Raw genomic sequence first — 17955 nt, 5'->3', positions numbered from 1 at the left:
AGATTGATGTTGTAGATTACTACAGTCAATATGCAAAAGAACCTTATTGTTTCACATTGATTCAGGAATTCTCCTGTTCAGAGTCCCGGACGTCCGATACCAGCTTTGTGAGAACCTGCTTCAGCCTTTTTATATGGCGGTCGATCTCTATAGCCCTCCCCTGATTAGCTTCTGCCAATTGCAGGTTACCGGCCTGGTCGTCATGCGTACGCATCAGCAGCAGCAAGTTACGCCTTTCTTCCAGCATGCGAATCGACACCCATAAAGATTCTTCGATACCCTGTACCTGTTCTTCAGCCAGCAGTCGCTCGGTATATACATGCCCGGTATGACACCTGTAACGATGAATGGGGTCATCTTTAACAGCCCAGAGTCCGCCGCCGCAGTCCGGGCATATAAAGTCGCTGCGATCAGCGATCTTTTTTAGTTGATTTAGATCGGACATCAGGTTTTGTGTTATGTCAGCTTCAATTTGGAGTTCTACCGGAACGGCCTGCTCAGGAGGAAGAGGCCGGCTCATCAGCACCTCTATGATAGAGGGGATCATGGCGAGGCTGACCTTATAATCGACCTCCGTATTATTCAGAACGCTCTGCGGCATATCGCCATACTCGGCGTCTGAAGGATCCTGCACGATGCAAATGCCTCCGGCTTTCTTGATGGCCGACATTCCCGAAGTCCCGTCATCCAAGAGTCCGGTTAAAACAACACCGATCGTACGATGTCCGTAATGTACCGCTGCTGAGCGGAACAAGACATCAATGGATGGGCGGTACTTGTTTTCATGTGGTCCCTGCGTCAAGTGAATCTGACCGTTCCTGACGATGATATGATGCTCGGGGGGCGCGAGGTAGAGATGTCTTTTTCTAATCTTTGCCCCCTCGGAAGCGACCTGACAATTTAACGTGGTCTGCTTCTTAAAGCCTGTAATGATGATGTCAGCGTTAGATTTTCTCGACAGATGCAGCACCACCAGTACAGCAGCGTCCAGATCATCGGGCAATCCGCTGATAAGTGAGGAAAGGGCAGCTATACCGCCTGCGGACGCGCCCAAGACAATGACATTTCTAAATTCTTCCATAGCTTCTCAGACACTAAGATGCCGAGATGAAAAGATGTTTTAAATACAGGTATAAAACACGTTAAAACCAGTATAAGAACGCGAGAAGAAGTTTCCCGCATGAGCCATGAAAAAACAGCAGCAATAAGCCTTTATATACACGAAATGCCACGTTTTGTGGAATAAACACGCCCTCTCTACAATATTATTTCACAAATAACGCACATATTATCAGTTAGTCGATACTTTGGCACGCCCTTTGTATATTGATTGATAGGTTTATAATTGGTTAGTTTGAGCACCTGCCCATCAGGTGCTTATTTTTTTTCCCTAGTTTTTACTCCCAAGAAGTTGTTCCAGTTTCGAGTGAAGCGTCTCCCCTGTCAGATTCTTAGCGATAATAGTGCCGTCGGGACTCAGCAGGACGTTGGATGGGATAGCACGGACACCGTATAATTTTGCAGCCTCACTATTCCAAAACTTCAGATCGGACACCTGCGTCCAGGTTAACTGATCATCCTTTATTGCTTTAACCCAATTTTCTTTCTTCCGGTCAAGAGAAACACCGAATACGTCGAAGCCCTTGTCTTTATATTTCTGCCATGCCTTCACCAGGTTGGGATTTTCGCGACGACATGGACCGCACCAGGACGCCCAGAAGTCGACCAGCAGATACTTGCCTTTATGATCAGACAATTTAACGGGTTGGCCCTGCGGATCGTTCAACGTAAAGTCAGGCGCTTTTTTGCCAGGCTCTACCGTACGCAGGATATCGCTGAGCTTTCTCAACTCGTTGGCGTATTGAGTCTGCCGGAGCGAGGGGTCAAGAAGGCTGAGGTTCCGGTCAATTTCATCGGGGGACAGACGATAGGAGAAATTGCGGTAGAGCACGTAAGCAGATACAATAGACCGGGGATTCGCGTTGATGAAACTGTCTATCTTCAGGCTTTCATTATCCAGCTTTTTGTATTCATTGAACAGATCTTGTGCCTTTGAGCCCGTAACTTTCGAGTTGCTGTAATTCGCATCGGGGATAAGATCCACTGAAACACGTTCTGAATCGATGAAGATATACAAAGGATTTTGCGCCTTATCGAGTGTAAGTCCATACAGCTCCGGAAGTTTGATGTTGGTACTGAGCCGGAACTGTCCATTCTGAATTTTCGCAGAGTCGACAGTAAAGAACACCTTATCATCAAAACGCTGTAAATAAACATACCCGGAACCCGTATCCGTCGCTTTCCCGCTGATACTGACAGCGCTAAGCTTGTCCTGTGCCATGCTGGATCCACTTGTTAAAAACAGGGCCAGCACAGCAGTTTTTGCAATACTGCTACTTATCGTTTGCATATTTATAGCCATATCAATTGTTTAGATTGGGATTATTGATCACTTCGAGCTGAGGAATCGTAAACAGATAGTAAGGACTATTTGCTACGAAAGGCGTTTTATCCGGGAACACCAGGACAGTGTGTCCGATGCCGGGAACCTGTCCCGTAGTACCCTCAGGAGTAGTAATCGTAACATAAACCGGCGCGGGGTTTGCGCCGCCTGTATTAAATGCTTTCCGGGTTACTTTCCCTTGAGTACGCAAGATATCAGATAGTGCAAAGCCTTCTCCCCAGAGTTCCTTCCGCCGCTCTATCAGGATAGCATCAATAACATCGGCCGCGCCTTTACCTGCCACGTCCAGGAGGGAAGCCTTACGAATGGTTCGCAATTCATTTAAACGCTGCGCGGCTTCTGTAAGAAGACCTCCACGCGCTTTTGCCTCGGCTTCTATGAGGACCATTTCAGAGGATCTCATCAGAACGATATCTGCCGTCTGGTTTTGTCTGAACTTGAACTTCTGGTATCTCAAAGAGCCTTCGCGACCTTTGAGTCCATCCCATAAAAACAACTGAGTGCGGATATCATTGGCGTCAAACAGATCTTTAAAGTAAGGATCGGCCATAAAGCTGTAGTAATAAGAAGAGGCCGAACTCACATCGAGAAAGTGAAAATTATAGCTGGCGTTACTCTGATCAGTAGTTTGACCATGACCCCAGATCCATTCGCTGTTACTGAGGCTGTTGAATCCGGCTGTGTATTCAGAAGCACTCATCAATGGATATGCTTTGCGTGCTTCTGCGGCGTGCAGGGCTGCTTCCGTCCAGTTTCCCGTGTTCAGATAAGCCCTGGCAAGAAGTCCATTGACGACATCTGTATTGATCTTGTATTTCGCTGAAGAAGCACGGCTGTATTTAGACAACAGAGTTTGTGACTCCTTCAGGTCGGTCAGTATGCGGTTATACACTTCTTTCAAACTCGCTTTGGGGTTACCCTCGGAAGTTGGCTTTGCAGGCTCCGTGTAGATCGGTACCGCCTTCGCTTCAGGATCTTTCAGATAGGTGAACTGATAGAAGGTGGCGAGCGTGAGGTAACTGTTGGCTCTCAGGGCCAGGGCTTGTCCTTTAATCTGGTCCTTCTTTTCCTGAGATCCAACGGAAGCATCTATTTTGGTGATGATATTATTGCAGTTATCAATCACTTTGTATAGAAGCGTCCAGAACGCCGAAACCCGTGTATCGTTATTGATCTGCATCTGGGTGAAGGAGTATGCTGCGGGAAATCCGTATTTCGAGGGGTTAATCACCGCGTCGCTGCCCATTGCATCACTTGTGCGCAAGATAGCCCCGTATCCCGGATTCGCGTAGGTGAAATAGGTATCGTTCATGTAGCTCCAGGTCCCGTTCAATACTGTTTCGATATTTTCTACGGTGCTGAAGAGCTTATCCTCAGAAACTGAAGATGTGGGCGATGTGGATAGTTCCTTTTCACAGGATGCGAAGAGGAAAAAGGGTATGGAGAAAAGGGCGATGTATTTTTTAAAGATCCTTGTCATCTTGTAATTCCTAATATTAAAATGTTAACTGTATGCCTGCGGATACCGATTTGATTGCCGGGTATCTGAAATAAGTTGTACCGTCTACTACCTGCTCAGGATCCATACCCTGGTGTCCGTAGAAGGTAAGCAAGTTCTCCCCGATCAGTGATACGCTCAGGTCGCTGATGTTCAGACGATCTATAATCGACTTAGGCAAATGATAGCGTAAAGAAACGTTCTTTAGCCTGGCATAGGAAGCGTCGTAGAGGAATCGTGTGGAAAGCGAGTTCCAGTTATTGGCCGTCGTAGAGAGTGCGGGCACATCGGTGTTCCGGTTTTCCGGTGTCCAGCGGTTCAACATCTCCTTACCCCAGGCTCTGCCGGGAGAATTACCGTTGTGCAGGACCAATACGTAATCGCGGTCGAGCACATATCCGCCAACACTATACGCAAGGAGGGCAGAAAGTTCAAAATCGAACAGCCTGAAGGTATTGGTGATACCGCCAAAGAAATCGGGAAGTGCACTTTTACCGATATAGCTGGTTGCCATACCGTATTGTGTGGTGACCACCTTATTGTTATTCGCATCAGTAAAGTACCACTGCGGACTTCCGGTTTCGGGATTGACGCCCGCCCATTCTTTCAGGTAAAAGTCGTAGATGGAGCCGCCTACGGTAAGGCGCTTGTTGCCATTGTCGACAAATTGCTGCGGAAGAGCTGTGATCTTATTTTTGTAGTGTGTAAGATTTACATCAAGCCCCCATCTGAAGTTCTTGGACAAAACCGGAACCGTGTTCAATTGTACCTCAAACCCGTTGTTTTGAAGCGATCCGATATTGGCATCAATTGAGCTGTAGCCGATTGAAGGCGCCTTGGGCTGTTTGAACAGCAAGTCTTTCGAGCGTCTGCTGAAGAATTCGAAGGTTGCACCCAAGCGGTTGTTCAGAACGGAGATATCGAGACCTACATTGAGGTTCAGGTTGGTTTCCCACTTCAGGTCAGGAGTAGCCAAACGGGAAGTCACGACTCCGTTTTCACCCAGATTATTGGATACGGCGTAGAGACCTTCGTATGCGTAATAAATACCCAGATTGTCATTACCCTGGCCACCGTAACTTGCCCGGAGGGTCAGGAGATCAAGCCATGACTGGTTCTTAAGGAACGCTTCCTCTGAGGCTTTCCAGGAGGCACCCAGCGACCAGAACGTACCCCAGCGCGCTGATGGTGAAAAGCGTGATGATCCGTCGGTTCTTAATGAACCTGAGAAGAAATAGCGGTTTTTGTAATCGTATTCAGCACGACCCAGGAAACTCAGCAAAGCATACTGATCGGAATAACCGTTGAAGGAGTTCAGCTGAGAGGCTGCGTCGGGTTCATAAAAATCGGGGAACGCAAACCTGGCGCGGGATCCGGAGATCTGTTTTCTGTTGAAGCTATAGAACTCCTGTCCGGCTAATAGATTCAAATGATGGTCGTCATTAAACCGCTTATCGTAAGTCAGGATGTTGTTGATCGTATAAGAGAGGGTTCTGTAATTACTCCTTGTAACAGACCCTTGCGTTGCCGCTCCTTCGCCAAAAGAGGGGTTGATGTAATAGTGGTCATTCTGATTGGTTAAATCAGCGCTGTAGGTAGTACGCAGCTTCAGTTCGGGAAGAAAGGTCGCTTCGAGGAACGCCCTTCCTGAAAGGTTATCTTTGGAAATCTCTGATTTGTCAAGACCTACCGTACCGACCAGGTTGGTGCGCGGACTGGCAGCTGAAGGCCTGTATTCTCCGTAATCGAGAACCCTGTTATTGGTTATCGGGTCGAGCAGATATGATCCGTCTGCGTTTCTCTTGTATACCGGATAAAAATTGGCCACTATACGACTGAAGTTAATCACATTGGATGTTTGCGTATCTTCAGATTGAGGATAATCCTGTTTGGAGTTTGCAGCACTGATATTCAGTCCCGCACTCAACCATTTCTTAGCCTGTGTACTAACATTTACACGAGCATTATACCTTTTGAAGCCTGAACCAATAGCCATTCCTTCATCATTGAGGTAACCCCCCGAGATATAATACTGCGATTTATCGTTACCCCCACTGAAGTTGATATCTGCCTGTGTTCTCTTTCCTACCCTTGTCAGTTCGTCCACCCAGCTGTCATTCCATAAAGGAGTGGCTCCCGATACAATCTTTCCATCGGTACCTACCGGCTGCGGGAATGCTGATCCATAAGGATTGATACTAAGTGAGGGCACAAGGCTGCGGCTTGCTGTCTCTGCTGCGCTGGCTGCCGATACACCGTTAGCAAGCTGGTTGTTCCGGATGGCCTCCCAGGTTAGTTCAAAGTATTCATTGGTACTTAAGTGATTATAGTCTTTAACTGCGCGAGACGAAAAACCCTGAGAGAAGTTAGCTCCCACGCGGGTTTCACCGCTCCTTTTACCCTGTTTGGTGGTAATGATGATCACACCATTCGCACCCCTTGAACCGTATAAGGCGCTGGAGGCTGCATCCTTCAGGACACTCACAGAGGCTATATCATTCGGGTTGATGGAGGCAAGATCACCACTGAAAGGATTGCCATCAACAACGTATAAAGGCGCACTTGAAGCGTTGACAGAGCCAATTCCCCTGATCCTGATCGTGGCATCCGTTCCGGGCTGTCCCGATTGAGCCGTTGACTGTATTCCGGGAGCTACACCCTGGAGGGCGCGGCCTATATTGGATACAGGACGTTTTTCAAGCTGATCGCCTTTGATGGAAGAAACAGAACCCGTAAAGTTAGATCTGTTAGCCGTACCATAGGCAACAACCACCACTTCGTTCAGGGTATTATTCGCCTGTTTGAGCTCGATCACTGCAGATGCCTGCCGGGCGGGAACCTCTTTGGTTTCAAAGCCAATAAAGGTAAAGCGTAGAACATCTTCATTTGAGCTTACCTGAATATTATAGCGGCCGTCCACGTCCGTCAGCGTTCCGTTCGTGGAACCTTTAATGGTAACGCTTACTCCGGGAAGAGGTTCTGATGTGCCTGCTTCAATTACCCGTCCGCTTATACGGCTTTGCTGGGCAGAAGCACTGTAGGATTTTAGTAAAAGCAAAGTAGTGAGGAGAAGTGCAGACAGCAACCTGCTCCTGAGCAAGTAGAAAAGTTTCAATTCAGTAGTATTAAAAAGTAAGAGATGTGTTTGTATGTGTATCTGTGTGTAGCATGTTGCTAAGATTTCATAGGGTCTTTCCCTCCATCTTTCTGGGTAAGTAGTGGGAAGACCAATAAAGCTGCAAATATAGAGAATAATCTATAGGTGTTGTAGAGTTTATAAATTATGAGAGAATTGTGACGCAGATCCCTTTTTTGTAATCTACGGAGTTCTATTTTCGCACGAGAATAGTAATTGACAAATGAAAGAAGAAAGAGAAGTAATTCTAAGAGATTTATATGCGAACCCTGCACCCCTGGGACTGTTTGCATTCGGCATGACCACTGTGCTGTTAAATATTCATAACGCAGGATTTTTTGCGCTGGATTCCATGATTCTGGCGATGGGAATTTTTTACGGCGGCATAGCACAGGTGATCGCAGGGATCATCGAAGCTAAGAAAAACAACACCTTCGGATTTACGGCTTTTACATCATACGGTTTTTTCTGGCTGACGTTTGTTGGCCTGCTGGTTTTACCAAAGTTGGGCTGGGCCACTCCTGTTTCTGTAAACGGACTGGTTGCATATTTGTCTATGTGGGGCCTTTTTACTTTTCTTCTGTTTCTGGCAACGCTAAAGCAAAGCAGAGCGCTACAGATGGTTTTTGGGTCTTTAACCCTTTTATTTATCTTGCTGGCCGTTGGCGATTATACGGGTAATGAGGGAATAAAAACTTTTGCGGGTTATGAGGGGATTATTTGCGGACTCATAGCTATTTACACCGCTACAGCACAGGTCCTGAATGAGGTTTGGGGCAAGAAAGTGCTTCCGCTTTAATGTTGAAACGAGATCCGTCTGGTAATTGCCGGACGGATCTCGTTTAAGAATGCAGACCCCGGAGGCGGGCTCGAACCGCCGTAAAAGGTTTTGCAGACCTCCGCCTACCACTCGGCCATCCGGGCTTGTATTACAAAGATAGTAAATTATCTACTAACTTTATAGACTAATATGTAACATATCAGTCGCTCCTAAGATCGTCCATGCGAAAAATCAACTTTTATTGCGGTTGCCCCATTTTTTTGTCAGGGACTTCAGCTCTCTTTTTGTCAGGGAAATTACAGAACCATGTCGTGGTTTGAAATCCATTTTCACCTCATTATCAATTACCCGGAAATTTTGCAGGTCTTCACTACGAGAGAACTGGAAGCTATGTGCTTTGAAGAGATCATACATCATGATATAGCTGTTTGAGTTATTCAGCTTGAAAACCGACGAACCCTCTACGTCTTCTTTCGTGGGTTGCAGGTAGCGGTCGTTTTCCTGCCAGTTGCCTGAAGTAAGGGAGGTGGTTGTGGCGACCTTTATGCCTGCACCGTCAGAACCGCCGGTTTTGCGGAACAGATGATAGACACCGTCCTTTTTAATGATGTCACCATCAATGTTGAAGGCAGGCGACCTGGGAATGAACAGGGGTTTAGGCTCAGTAGCCAGATCCGTGAAGTCCTTATTCGCATAGGCATAATAGATAATATCGTGTTGATCAGCATGTTTCATTGACCAGTACACCATGTATTTACCGGCTTCGGAATCGTAGATCGTTTGAGGCGCCCAAACACGTTTCAAATCCTCGTGGCCTTTATACTTTTGCTGAATATCAATCACATGGGAAGTCCAGTTTATCAGATCGCGCGATTTCATCAGGATGAGCGCACGGTTGGAGTCCCAGCCTTTTGATGAGGCCATATCGGTAACGACCATATAGAAGGTCTTTCCGTCTTCGCCTCGCAAGATATGCGGGTCGCGGACTCCCCCACTGGAGCTGATCGCCTTTGAATCAATAACCGGTTTATTGTTATTCAGGGCGGAATAAGTGAATCCATCTTTGCTGACAGCAAAGTGTATTTGTTCCTGCTCCATCTTATTGCCGGTAAAATAGGCAAACAGGTATCCGGCACTCTGCGCCTTTAGATCGACAGTGAACAAAAGGGCCAATAAGCCTGCCAGGAGTATCTGAAAATCTCTTTTCTTCATAGTTACTTGTTGCTGAATCGTAAAACGGTGAGGGAGTATGGCTGAAGTTCGAGCGTGTTCTTCTCCAAAATCACATCATCAATCGTTTGAGGCTTAGCTGTTGTGCCGGCGGGATCACCGCTTAGTACCGTTCTGGATATCTTTTTCCCGAGTTTGAGCCCCGCCAGGTCAAGCTCAGCATTCACCGACACTGGAAGGATATTCACCATTTTGATAATGAGATCGTTTGACTTGCTGTCCCTTACCGCAGAGTAAGCAATCCGCTTGCGGATATTTTCTGCCTGCTCAGACAGGGTGATCGTTGCGGGAATATAGCGGTCGCCGGCATGTTGTCCGTAAAGCTGTTGCACATAGTAACCGACTGTCGGCTTTATTTCCGTGTTGGTGAAATACACCAGATCGGGATTCCACTGGGTGTGTCCTTCTTTAGCCAGCAGTGGCGCGTAGGAAGTCATGTGCACAATATCTCCGTTTCGTTCCAGTGATGTGAGGTATGCCGCCTCCGCAAGAGCGGTTTCCAGGTTCGTCCTGACCTTTCCGGGCAGACTGGCAGCATATTCACCTAGGTAGACTTTGGATTTGGAGCGGTCGTATTTATCATAAAAATTCTGGTTATTGATGAACCAACCGGGCGACTGGTAGTAGTGCTCGTCGATAACCGGAATATCCAGTTCAGAAGCAATCTTCCATCCCTCTACATAATCCGTTCCTTCAAAGAAAGGACCGGCAGTACCAATTATCGTTATTTCGGGGTGGGCTTTGCGCAGTGCGTGATAGATCATTTCAAAACGTTCCCTGAACACTTCAGTGATCAGATCTTCGTTTCCGATGCCGATATATTTGAGGTTGAAAGGCTTGGGGTGGCCGGCTTCAGCACGCTTCTTTCCCCAGGTGGTGTTGACTCCTCCGTTGGCGTATTCTACCAGATCGAGAATATCCTGAACATATTTACCCATTTCACTCATTGGGATGCCACCCTGCTGTCCCCCGCCCCCATGAGATGAGTTCTGGCACGGTACCCCGGCAGCAAGTACAGGAACGGGCTCTGCCCCTACATCTTCGCAGAACTGGAAATACTCGAAATAACCGAGCCCCATGCTCTGGTGGTAGTTCCAGAGGTTGCGATCAGGGACGCGTGTTTCCAATGGCCCAATCGTATTCTTCCATTTGTAGATATTGTCAATCCCGTCTCCGTGCGCTACGCATCCGCCTGGAAAGCGAATGAAACGGGGATGGAGATCAGCGATGGTCTTTGCGAGATCGGGACGCAGGCCATTTTTACGCCCTTTGAAAGTTTTTTGAGGAAAGAGAGAGACCATATCGAATCCATAGCTTCCTGCTTGCAAGGGCTGCAGTTCAAGCCTCACATCGGAAGCGTCTGCTGAAGCGGTCAAAGTGGTTTTGAGGGACCTCCATTCTGAAGAAGGAAGCGCAATCGTAGCTTTAGCCAGCAAACCTTGTTTTTCGCTTACCAATCTCACTTCGAGCTTACCGCCCGCTTTGGCAATTTGCCTGGAGAACATTGAAAAATTATAGGCCTCGCCTTTTTTAACGACAATACCATCGAAGCCGGTATTTATCAGTGCGGCTCTACTGCTTTCGGTCGTGAACATTGCATAACGGGGATTATTGCCATGCAAAGGTTGTACTGAATCCACTTGTAGGCTGGCGCCTTCGCCTCTAACACTCCATGCGTGAGTGCTGGTCCAGGCCTTATCATTATATTTTTTATCCGCCGGATGATACTCAAAGCCACGATTCTGAATAAGCTCCGCATATAGACCCCCGTCAGCAGCATAGTTGATATCTTCAAAAAATACTCCCATCAACATGTCACTGATTGGCTTGGACGCTTGTGGTTGCAGGACAATCTTAGCATCAACTGTTTTCAAGCCGGCAAAACGCTGTGCATCCTGACTGGTTGTTTCAGCGTTCAGCGCCGCATTATATTGCGTCAGCTGGTAGCTTTTAAGGAGACCGTCAACAAGTATCCATGAAACGCGATGTACTTGTCCTTCGACCTTCTCCCCTCCCAGGGAAATGGTAGTACTTTGATTTTTATATTGGGCAGGCGGAACTTCCTCTGCAGAGCTGTACTTCTTGAAATCTTGGGTTGTGGTTTGAAAGTATTTACTCTGAGAATCCGTGTAGGTTATGCGATAGGTTTGAGAAATCTTGTCATAAGAGATGACCGGCTTCAATACATTTTTTCCCTTTTCCAGATAGGGATAACTTTGAGGACCCCAGCTGATCAGATCATTCGAACCTGCATGAGCAAATTGCAAAGTACGATCGTTGAGACCCCATACCGCCTGCCATCTTCCGTCCTTTCCCTCGATTAAATAAGGCGTATACATTCTTTTCTCGCTCCCCCATGCACCGTAATCGCTCTTTACGTAGGGATGTCCGTTGCCTATGGAAGTCCAGTTTTGCTTGTCCTGACTCCAGGCGAAGCGTAAACCATTTGTGCCGTAAGCGAAAAGATAAACCGAGTCCGGCTGATCGGACGCCATCGCGCCGTTTGAAATGCAGTATCCTAAAAAGAAGAAGAGAGCAACTCTTAGATTTTTGAATTTTCTGATCATGGTTAATTGGTATGCCTAAAAATAGCATTAAATATCAACTGAAATAACAGTTATTATCCTACGCTTCCAATCGGGTGCTGCCTTTACAGCATGGGGCGAAAGAAAAAAGAGCATAGCGTAAAAGTCCAAATATGAAAGGGGGGGTATCATTTTCTTAGTCCTGTCTAATACCGCTCTTATATCAAGCCGGTAACAGGCACTCATTGTTCCGCGATAAGTCCCACCTGAGGAGCTTGAAGTGGGACTTTTCACTGCCTTTTATGTGGACATATAGTCTTTCATATAAAGAAGTACTAAGCTCAGCCTAAGCGAGGCTTGACTGCTTTTGAAGTACGTTTTTTTAAAAATTCCATAAAATTTTGTCGATTTTGGCGAAAAAATCGTCACAGGTTTTCTGCCGCGCTACCTTGTTCTCCAAATCAAACAAGGTTATGGCAAAAGTAGACAAGAAAGGAATCGTACGCGGAACAGCAGGTTCCGTTGTATATCGCGGCTACCGCGAAATGAACATCATCCAGGGGAAACCCCGTAAATTCGAACAGACCAGTGCCAGCATCCGGGCCTCCACGGAGTTCGGGCTTTCCAGTACCACGGCGGCAGTAATCCGTCAGGCCTTTGAGCCGGCCTACGTGCACCGGGATGGCGAAGCGGTAAGCCGCAGCACGCAGCTGGTGTACCGGGGTCTTCGCAATAGCTTACGCGGAAGCGTTGGTCAGCGCGACTTGCATGACGCGGACCTGGAAAGCCTCATCGGGATGGACTTCAATATGAAGAGCCGGCTGAGCGAAGTACTACAGGTCAGTCAGCGGGTAGAGCGGGATGAAGAGGGTCGCCTAAGCGTGTTCATGGGAGCTTTGAACGCCAAAACCGACCTGAGGGTACCGCTAAGCATCAGTAAACCGGTGAGTAAGTACAAGATCCGTTTCAGTCTGATCGGCTTCAATTTCAGGAAGGAGTACTACGAATATCTGGAAGTGAAAGACCTGGAGTTTCGTTGGCAGGCTCAGCTTGAGGCCCGGGAGATCCGCTTTGAAACCCGGCCGGAACCCGATCAGCTGCTGATGCTCAGCGTGTCACTGCTGGCCTATAGTGAAACCCGGATGGAAGAAGGTTATGTATTGCTCAATAGCAAGGAATTCAGTCCCTGTTCAATTGTCGCTGCTTTCCACGCGGAAGAACCGGGAGAATACCCTACGGGTCCGGTGAATATGAAACTCAATGAGGCGCAGCAAACACGGGGAGCATCCTTTAATAATATGTGTTACGAAGGCAACAGACTGCTAAGGGATTTGAAACGAAGGAACGAGAACATAACGGAAACAACGACGACGGCAATGAAAAAGAAAGCAACTACTAAACATCGAACGGAAGATGGCGATGACAAGGTACAATTCCAGATCAGGGAGCGGATTTCGTTTTCTTCCAAACGCTAAGTTATACTCTTCAAGAAAAAAGCCGCTCATTTTCCATGATACAGCCCGTTCCCCTGGGATTGTATTTCGTGACCAGTCGATTCGGGTATTAAAGCCGCTATTGTCTGTGCCGTGCCTTATAATGTTTTCCGTTTGAACAATAGTAAAAATTATCTGTATTATACTACACTCTAAACATCATCTAACTAAATAAAAACCAATGGAAAACAATCAAAGACATGCGTTAATAACAGGCGCCACCAGCGGCATAGGATATGAGCTGGCAAAATTATTTGCAAAGGATAAATACAACCTTGTTATTGTAGCACGGGATTCAAGTGCGTTGGAGCGTACCGCCTCAGAATTACGCAGCGAGGGAATACAAGTGCATACCATCGCTAAAGACCTCTTTTTAAAAGAGAGTGCCCGGGAGATCTACGATGAAGTCAAATCCCTCCGTATCCACATCGACATTTTGGTCAATGATGCGGGACAGGGATACTATGGAAAATTCGAGGATACCGACCTGGAAAAAGAGATTGATATTATCCAATTAAACGTTATCTCTTGTATCACGCTGACCAAGCTGTTCCTGAAAGACATGCTGTTGATGAATGACGGCAGGATATTAAACGTGGGTTCGATAGCAGGAGAAGCACCCGGACCATACCAATCTGTCTATCACGGCACGAAGGCGTTTGTGAACTCCTGGACGGCAGCCATACGAAACGAACTGAAAGACACCAATATAACCGTTACCGCTTTGTTGCCAGGGGCTACGGACACCGATTTCTTCAACAAAGCGGATATGCTGGATTCTAAGATCCTGGACTCCAAGCTTTCCAACCCGGAAGATGTCGCCAAAGACGGCTATGACGCATTAATGTCCGGCGACGATAAAATCGTCTCCGGAATGAAGAACAAAGTACAGGTCGCGATGGCTAACGTCCTGCCTGATAGCGTAGCCTCAGAAACAATGGGTAAACAACAGGAGCCGAAGGATAAAAGCTAAAACTCCTCGTTTACCGATTCCATATTTACCATAGCGCCGGCGGTAGCGCCGGTGCTAACGGCACTTGCAACAGAACGCATTGGAGATGAGTTATCACCACAAGCGTACACTCCCGGAACAGCCGTTTTCTGCATAAAGTCTACACGGATTGCCTGTTACACGGCAATCCGCTTCTATAACCGATACCTTTCTTACAGAACGACCCAAGGCCATCGCAGCTGACAGTCCCGCGTAGCTTCCTCCAATGATGATTGCGTCAAATAATTCCTCTGTTTTCATAGTCAGTCTGTAATAGTGATAAACGTTTCCCTATCTCAGGGTTAAGATCTAGTCTTCGTATTGCAATATAGTGGCAGAAATATTTTTTAGTATTGCGTAGGGGTGAATATCCTTTTCGTTGTCACACTTTAAAATCACAAGAATGACGAGACAATATACCCCCATTTTTAGAACCGCGATTGCGGCGTTGTTATCTATTCAGGCAGCTGAAAGCGCAGCTCAGTTACCTAAATTCGATAAGGTACACATTGGCATTGTTTATCCGCTTAGCACGAATGGAACAGATGCACCAGCCGATACCAATCATTTTTCATTGCACTTGATTGCTGGTGTTTCCGCTGAGGAGAAAGGACTCGCTTTCGCGGGCCTGTCAAACTTCGTCAAGCATAACGTACATGGCTTAGCTTTTTCCGGCTTTTCCAATCATATCGGCAATAAGGCAAACGGCTTACTTTTCGCTGGCTTTCTAAATACTTATGGAGATTCAAGGGGACTGCAGTTTGCGGGCTTTGGTAATGTGGCTGTTGGCAACGGGGAAAGCGCACAGTTTGCCGGCTTTTTTAACCTGGCAAAAGAGATAAAAGGTGCGCAGTTTGCCGGCTTCGCCAACGTCGCAATGCAGGTACAGGGAACCCAGGTTGCAGGGTTTACCAATGTTGCGAAGGGCGTCAGAGGTTCACAGATTTCTGGCTTCGCCAATATTGGAGAAGATGTTTCCGGTTCTCAGATCAGTGGCTTTGCGAACGTTGCCAGAAAAGTTAAGGGCATCCAGCTTGCTGCTTTTATTAATGTTGCCGACAGCAGCGATCATCCGATTGGTATCATCAACATCATCAGAAACGGAGAAAAGAGCATCGGGTTAAGTACGGATGAAACTCAGACCTCCCTCCTATCCTTTCGTTCCGGAGGTAAAAAGCTATACGGAATTATCGGCGCGGGCTACAATTGGAAGGATATCGATGATGAGATGTATGCATTTGAAGCGGGACTCGGCGCGCATTTCTTTCTAAGTAATTTACTGCGCTTAAACACAGAAATTGCTACAGTCTATCTGGACAACTTTCACACGGGTGAGTATTTCAAGTCGAGTTTGAGAATATTCCCTGCATTGAAGCTGGGTAAAACCATAGAAATTTTCGGCGGCCCTACTCTTAATCTCGTCCACACCAATACGCTGTGGGGCGAAACCCTGGTAAATGACTATTTATGGAAGCGAGAGAGCCGTTCTAACAGAGACTATTTTCATGGCTTATATATCGGTTACGCAGGCGGACTACATTTTACTTTTTAACAATCAATAATCACATAAAAACATCTATGAAAACTTTATTATTTATAGGCTTATTTGCAGCTGTTATTACTTCATGCACAAAAGAGCGATTAGAAGCCAATGGCAATAAGATTACAGAACTACGAACTCCAGGCACATTTGATGGCGTATCCAGCAGCGGATCAAACCGGGTATACATCAACCAGGGCACGGAATTCCGTGTAGAGCTGAGAGGCTCTTCTAATCTCATAGGCAGCTTCGAAACAAAAGTGAGAGAAAACACGCTTGAGCTTGGCTATAGAAACGCAAGCGTTAGCGACGACGACATAGAGGTCTTCATTACCATGCCTGAATTGGAATTTCTTGCCCTGACCGGGAGTGGAGAAATGAGTATACGCGGAGAATTCCCTGCACAAGACAAATTTAACCTGCGCATCAGTGGTTCCGGAGATATCGTTCTGCACGATGAACTGCAAGCTAAAAACGCAGACATCGATCTGTCAGGGTCCGGAAAAGCTGGACTTGAGAACCTGCAGGCGGAAAACGCAGATATTGATATTTCAGGTAGCGGCGATGTAAGGCTTAGCGTGTCTGCGCATCTAAGATCCCGCATCAGTGGCAGCGGACAGGTTTTCTACAGGGGTAACCCTCAGCTGGATTCCAAAGTTACCGGAAGCGGCAAGGTTGTGAAATTTTAACCGTCATTTGATTCCGTTTCATGTTCTGAAATGAAATATTTTGCGAAAAATATCTAAGTTTGGGACGAAACTTACAAAGTGGAATCAACAGTTGCTGCTTCAGTATCCCAGGCACCGTTCGATGACGAAAATGCGTTTGAGCGCTTGTTTAAGGAACATTTTAAAGCCTTACACGCTTACGCCAACGTCATGCTGCGCGACGAAGCGCTGGCGGAAGAAATGGTACAGAACGTTTTTCTGAGGTTATGGGAGCGCCGGGAGCAGTTGAGCGTGCAGATCTCTGTAAAGGCATACCTATACAAGATGGTACATAACGACTGCCTCAATTACTTTAAGCATAATAAAATAAAGGCGAAATACGAGACTTATGCTGCCTATGCTATGGAAGGAAAAGCATACAGCGCTACCCACAAGCTCGAACTAGGAGAGCTTGAACATCATATTGCGGAGGCTCTGAATGAGCTTCCTCAGCAGTGCCGCACCATTTTTCAGATGAGCCGTTTTGAAGAGTTAAAATATAAGGAAATAGCTATCCATCTGGGGATCTCGGTCAAAACCGTGGAAAACCAGATGGGTAAGGCCCTAAAAATAATGCGGGTAAAGCTGGCAGACTTTCTGCCGCTGGTAATACTTTGGTTGGTCGACAAATATTTATAAGGACATGGACGACGAACTTTTAATTAAGTATCTTTTAAGAGAAACCCGTCAGGATGAAGACAGGAAAGTAGAGCTATGGCTTGCAGCCAGCGAAAGCCACCGGAAGCAGTTTTCAAATCTGGAGCTGATATGGAATACCAGTAAGAAACTGGCAACGGCCAGCACCATTAATGAAGACGAAGCCTGGGAGCGCTTCAAGGCGAAGACAGTGAGTATCCCTCAAACGAAACCTGTAAAGCTTTGGGCACGCTATGGATGGATGAAAATAGCGGCGGCCCTTGTGCTGGTATGCGGAGCATGGATGATGTTTAACCTGATGGGAAATAAAAACAAGACGCTTACCGCCTATCAGCAGACTCTTAATCAGTCACTGCCCGATGGCTCCAGTGTTATATTAAACAAAAACTCAGTCCTCTCCTACTCGTTTGATGCTGATGGTGGCGATAGAAACGTTAAGCTGGAAAGAGGAGAGGTATTCTTCCATGTTGCGCCTGATAAACAAAGACCGTTTATTATAGAGACAGACGGGCTGAACATAGAGGTGGTCGGAACTTCCTTTAACGTTAAACACACTGAATCGCTCACAGAAGTTATTGTGGAAACAGGCATTGTAAAGGTAAGCAAAGGTGAGCAGGTGGTAGAATTGCATAAAGGTGAGAAAGTTACTGCAAGAGAAGGGAAACTGACCTTGCTCAAAAACACAGACCTGCTTTATAATTACTATCGCAGCAACGAGTTTGTAGCCGACAATACGCCACTTTGGCGGCTTGTAGAAGTGCTTAATGAAGCCTATCAGGCAGAGATCAGGATAGAAAACCCTGCATTGAGGAACGTCACACTCACAACGCGCTTCCAGAATGAATCACTCGACAGAATACTCCAGATAGTGGGAGAGACTATAAACTGCGAGGTGATCAGGCGAGGTAATTCCTACATTCTCAAATAATTCAG

General features: G+C 46.8%; 15 protein-coding genes and 1 tRNA gene. 7 read left to right on the top strand and 9 right to left on the bottom strand.

The features are described 5' to 3' along the window. Positions 1–61: 61 nt before the first annotated feature. The 4 genes from B0I27_RS01000 to B0I27_RS00985 all read right to left on the bottom strand — a co-directional run bounded on the left by B0I27_RS01000 (position 62) and on the right by B0I27_RS00985 (position 7077). A complete protein-coding gene (locus B0I27_RS01000) occupies positions 62–1081 on the bottom strand; it encodes a chemotaxis protein CheB (protein ID WP_106290490.1) in 1020 nt (339 codons plus the stop codon). 309 nt (positions 1082–1390) lie between these two features. Then, positions 1391–2422, bottom strand: a complete 1032-nt coding sequence (locus B0I27_RS00995) for a TlpA disulfide reductase family protein (protein WP_245925393.1) — start codon at positions 2420–2422, stop codon at positions 1391–1393. Position 2423: 1 nt separating this feature from the next. After that, positions 2424–3944: a RagB/SusD family nutrient uptake outer membrane protein gene (locus B0I27_RS00990; RefSeq protein ID WP_106290488.1), complete on the bottom strand. Its 1521-nt coding sequence runs from the start codon at positions 3942–3944 to the stop codon at positions 2424–2426. A gap of 16 nt (positions 3945–3960) precedes the next feature. After that, on the bottom strand, positions 3961–7077 hold the full coding sequence (locus B0I27_RS00985) for a SusC/RagA family TonB-linked outer membrane protein (protein ID WP_245925392.1): 3117 nt from the start codon (positions 7075–7077) through the stop codon (positions 3961–3963). Positions 7078–7321: 244 nt separating this feature from the next. Between B0I27_RS00985 and B0I27_RS00980 the strand changes: the two genes are divergently transcribed. Beyond that, positions 7322–7897, top strand: coding sequence for an acetate uptake transporter (locus B0I27_RS00980; RefSeq protein ID WP_106290484.1), 576 nt, complete (start codon positions 7322–7324; stop codon positions 7895–7897). Positions 7898–7952: 55 nt separating this feature from the next. Here the strand turns inward: B0I27_RS00980 and B0I27_RS00975 are convergent. The 3 genes from B0I27_RS00975 to B0I27_RS00965 form a co-directional block, all read right to left on the bottom strand. Then, a tRNA-Cys gene (locus B0I27_RS00975) sits at positions 7953–8022 on the bottom strand. Positions 8023–8110: 88 nt separating this feature from the next. Further along, positions 8111–9091 (bottom strand): glycoside hydrolase family 43 protein, encoded by a 981-nt coding sequence (locus B0I27_RS00970; protein ID WP_106290482.1) that lies wholly within the window; start codon positions 9089–9091, stop codon positions 8111–8113. Between the two features lie 2 nt (positions 9092–9093). Beyond that, on the bottom strand, positions 9094–11676 hold the full coding sequence (locus B0I27_RS00965; RefSeq protein ID WP_245925391.1) for an alpha-L-arabinofuranosidase C-terminal domain-containing protein: 2583 nt from the start codon (positions 11674–11676) through the stop codon (positions 9094–9096). Positions 11677–12107: 431 nt separating this feature from the next. Here B0I27_RS00965 and B0I27_RS00960 point away from each other — a divergent pair, with 431 nt between their 5' ends. Both B0I27_RS00960 and B0I27_RS00955 read left to right on the top strand, forming a co-directional pair. Next, on the top strand, positions 12108–13109 hold the full coding sequence (locus B0I27_RS00960) for a hypothetical protein (protein WP_106290480.1): 1002 nt from the start codon (positions 12108–12110) through the stop codon (positions 13107–13109). A 199-nt stretch (positions 13110–13308) separates the two neighbouring features. After that, positions 13309–14100, top strand: a complete 792-nt coding sequence (locus B0I27_RS00955; protein ID WP_106290478.1) for an SDR family NAD(P)-dependent oxidoreductase — start codon at positions 13309–13311, stop codon at positions 14098–14100. Here B0I27_RS00955 and B0I27_RS00950 read toward each other — a convergent pair. Further along, positions 14097–14234 (bottom strand): hypothetical protein, encoded by a 138-nt coding sequence (locus tag B0I27_RS00950; RefSeq protein WP_181276641.1) that lies wholly within the window; start codon positions 14232–14234, stop codon positions 14097–14099. The two genes, B0I27_RS00955 and B0I27_RS00950, sit on opposite strands and share 4 nt — an antisense overlap. Next, positions 14194–14313, bottom strand: a complete 120-nt coding sequence (locus B0I27_RS17860) for a hypothetical protein (RefSeq protein WP_425428102.1) — start codon at positions 14311–14313, stop codon at positions 14194–14196. Before B0I27_RS17860 ends, B0I27_RS00950 begins: the two co-directional genes overlap by 41 nt. Before the next feature lie 208 nt (positions 14314–14521). Between B0I27_RS17860 and B0I27_RS00945 the strand changes: the two genes are divergently transcribed. From B0I27_RS00945 to B0I27_RS00930, 4 genes are all read left to right on the top strand, one after another. Next, positions 14522–15670, top strand: coding sequence for a hypothetical protein (locus B0I27_RS00945; RefSeq protein ID WP_106290476.1), 1149 nt, complete (start codon positions 14522–14524; stop codon positions 15668–15670). Positions 15671–15696: 26 nt separating this feature from the next. Next, positions 15697–16347 carry a head GIN domain-containing protein gene (locus tag B0I27_RS00940; protein ID WP_106290474.1) on the top strand — a complete coding sequence of 217 codons (651 nt, stop codon included), beginning with the start codon at positions 15697–15699 and terminating at the stop codon, positions 16345–16347. Positions 16348–16425: 78 nt separating this feature from the next. Then, positions 16426–17004: an RNA polymerase sigma-70 factor gene (locus B0I27_RS00935; RefSeq protein ID WP_106290472.1), complete on the top strand. Its 579-nt coding sequence runs from the start codon at positions 16426–16428 to the stop codon at positions 17002–17004. A 4-nt stretch (positions 17005–17008) separates the two neighbouring features. After that, positions 17009–17950: a FecR family protein gene (locus B0I27_RS00930; RefSeq protein ID WP_106290470.1), complete on the top strand. Its 942-nt coding sequence runs from the start codon at positions 17009–17011 to the stop codon at positions 17948–17950. Positions 17951–17955: the final 5 nt, after the last annotated feature.

The organism is Arcticibacter pallidicorallinus, from assembly GCF_003002875.1.
GTDB classification, from domain to species: domain Bacteria; phylum Bacteroidota; class Bacteroidia; order Sphingobacteriales; family Sphingobacteriaceae; genus Arcticibacter; species Arcticibacter pallidicorallinus.
Note: the sequence above shows the minus strand (reverse complement) of the source record. Positions and strands in the feature narration are given on the sequence as shown.

Coding starts and splice junctions, on each gene's coding strand:
- B0I27_RS00945 (WP_106290476.1), top strand. CDS start 14,522: ATGACGAGACAATATACCCCCATTTTTAGAACCGCGATTGCGGCGTTG.
- B0I27_RS17860 (WP_425428102.1), bottom strand. CDS start 14,313: ATGGCCTTGGGTCGTTCTGTAAGAAAGGTATCGGTTATAGAAGCGGAT.
- B0I27_RS00930 (WP_106290470.1), top strand. CDS start 17,009: ATGGACGACGAACTTTTAATTAAGTATCTTTTAAGAGAAACCCGTCAG.
- B0I27_RS01000 (WP_106290490.1), bottom strand. CDS start 1,081: ATGGAAGAATTTAGAAATGTCATTGTCTTGGGCGCGTCCGCAGGCGGT.
- B0I27_RS00980 (WP_106290484.1), top strand. CDS start 7,322: ATGAAAGAAGAAAGAGAAGTAATTCTAAGAGATTTATATGCGAACCCT.
- B0I27_RS00940 (WP_106290474.1), top strand. CDS start 15,697: ATGAAAACTTTATTATTTATAGGCTTATTTGCAGCTGTTATTACTTCA.
- B0I27_RS00960 (WP_106290480.1), top strand. CDS start 12,108: ATGGCAAAAGTAGACAAGAAAGGAATCGTACGCGGAACAGCAGGTTCC.
- B0I27_RS00995 (WP_245925393.1), bottom strand. CDS start 2,422: ATGGCTATAAATATGCAAACGATAAGTAGCAGTATTGCAAAAACTGCT.
- B0I27_RS00965 (WP_245925391.1), bottom strand. CDS start 11,676: ATGATCAGAAAATTCAAAAATCTAAGAGTTGCTCTCTTCTTCTTTTTA.
- B0I27_RS00990 (WP_106290488.1), bottom strand. CDS start 3,944: ATGACAAGGATCTTTAAAAAATACATCGCCCTTTTCTCCATACCCTTT.
- B0I27_RS00970 (WP_106290482.1), bottom strand. CDS start 9,091: ATGAAGAAAAGAGATTTTCAGATACTCCTGGCAGGCTTATTGGCCCTT.
- B0I27_RS00955 (WP_106290478.1), top strand. CDS start 13,309: ATGGAAAACAATCAAAGACATGCGTTAATAACAGGCGCCACCAGCGGC.
- B0I27_RS00950 (WP_181276641.1), bottom strand. CDS start 14,234: ATGCAGAAAACGGCTGTTCCGGGAGTGTACGCTTGTGGTGATAACTCA.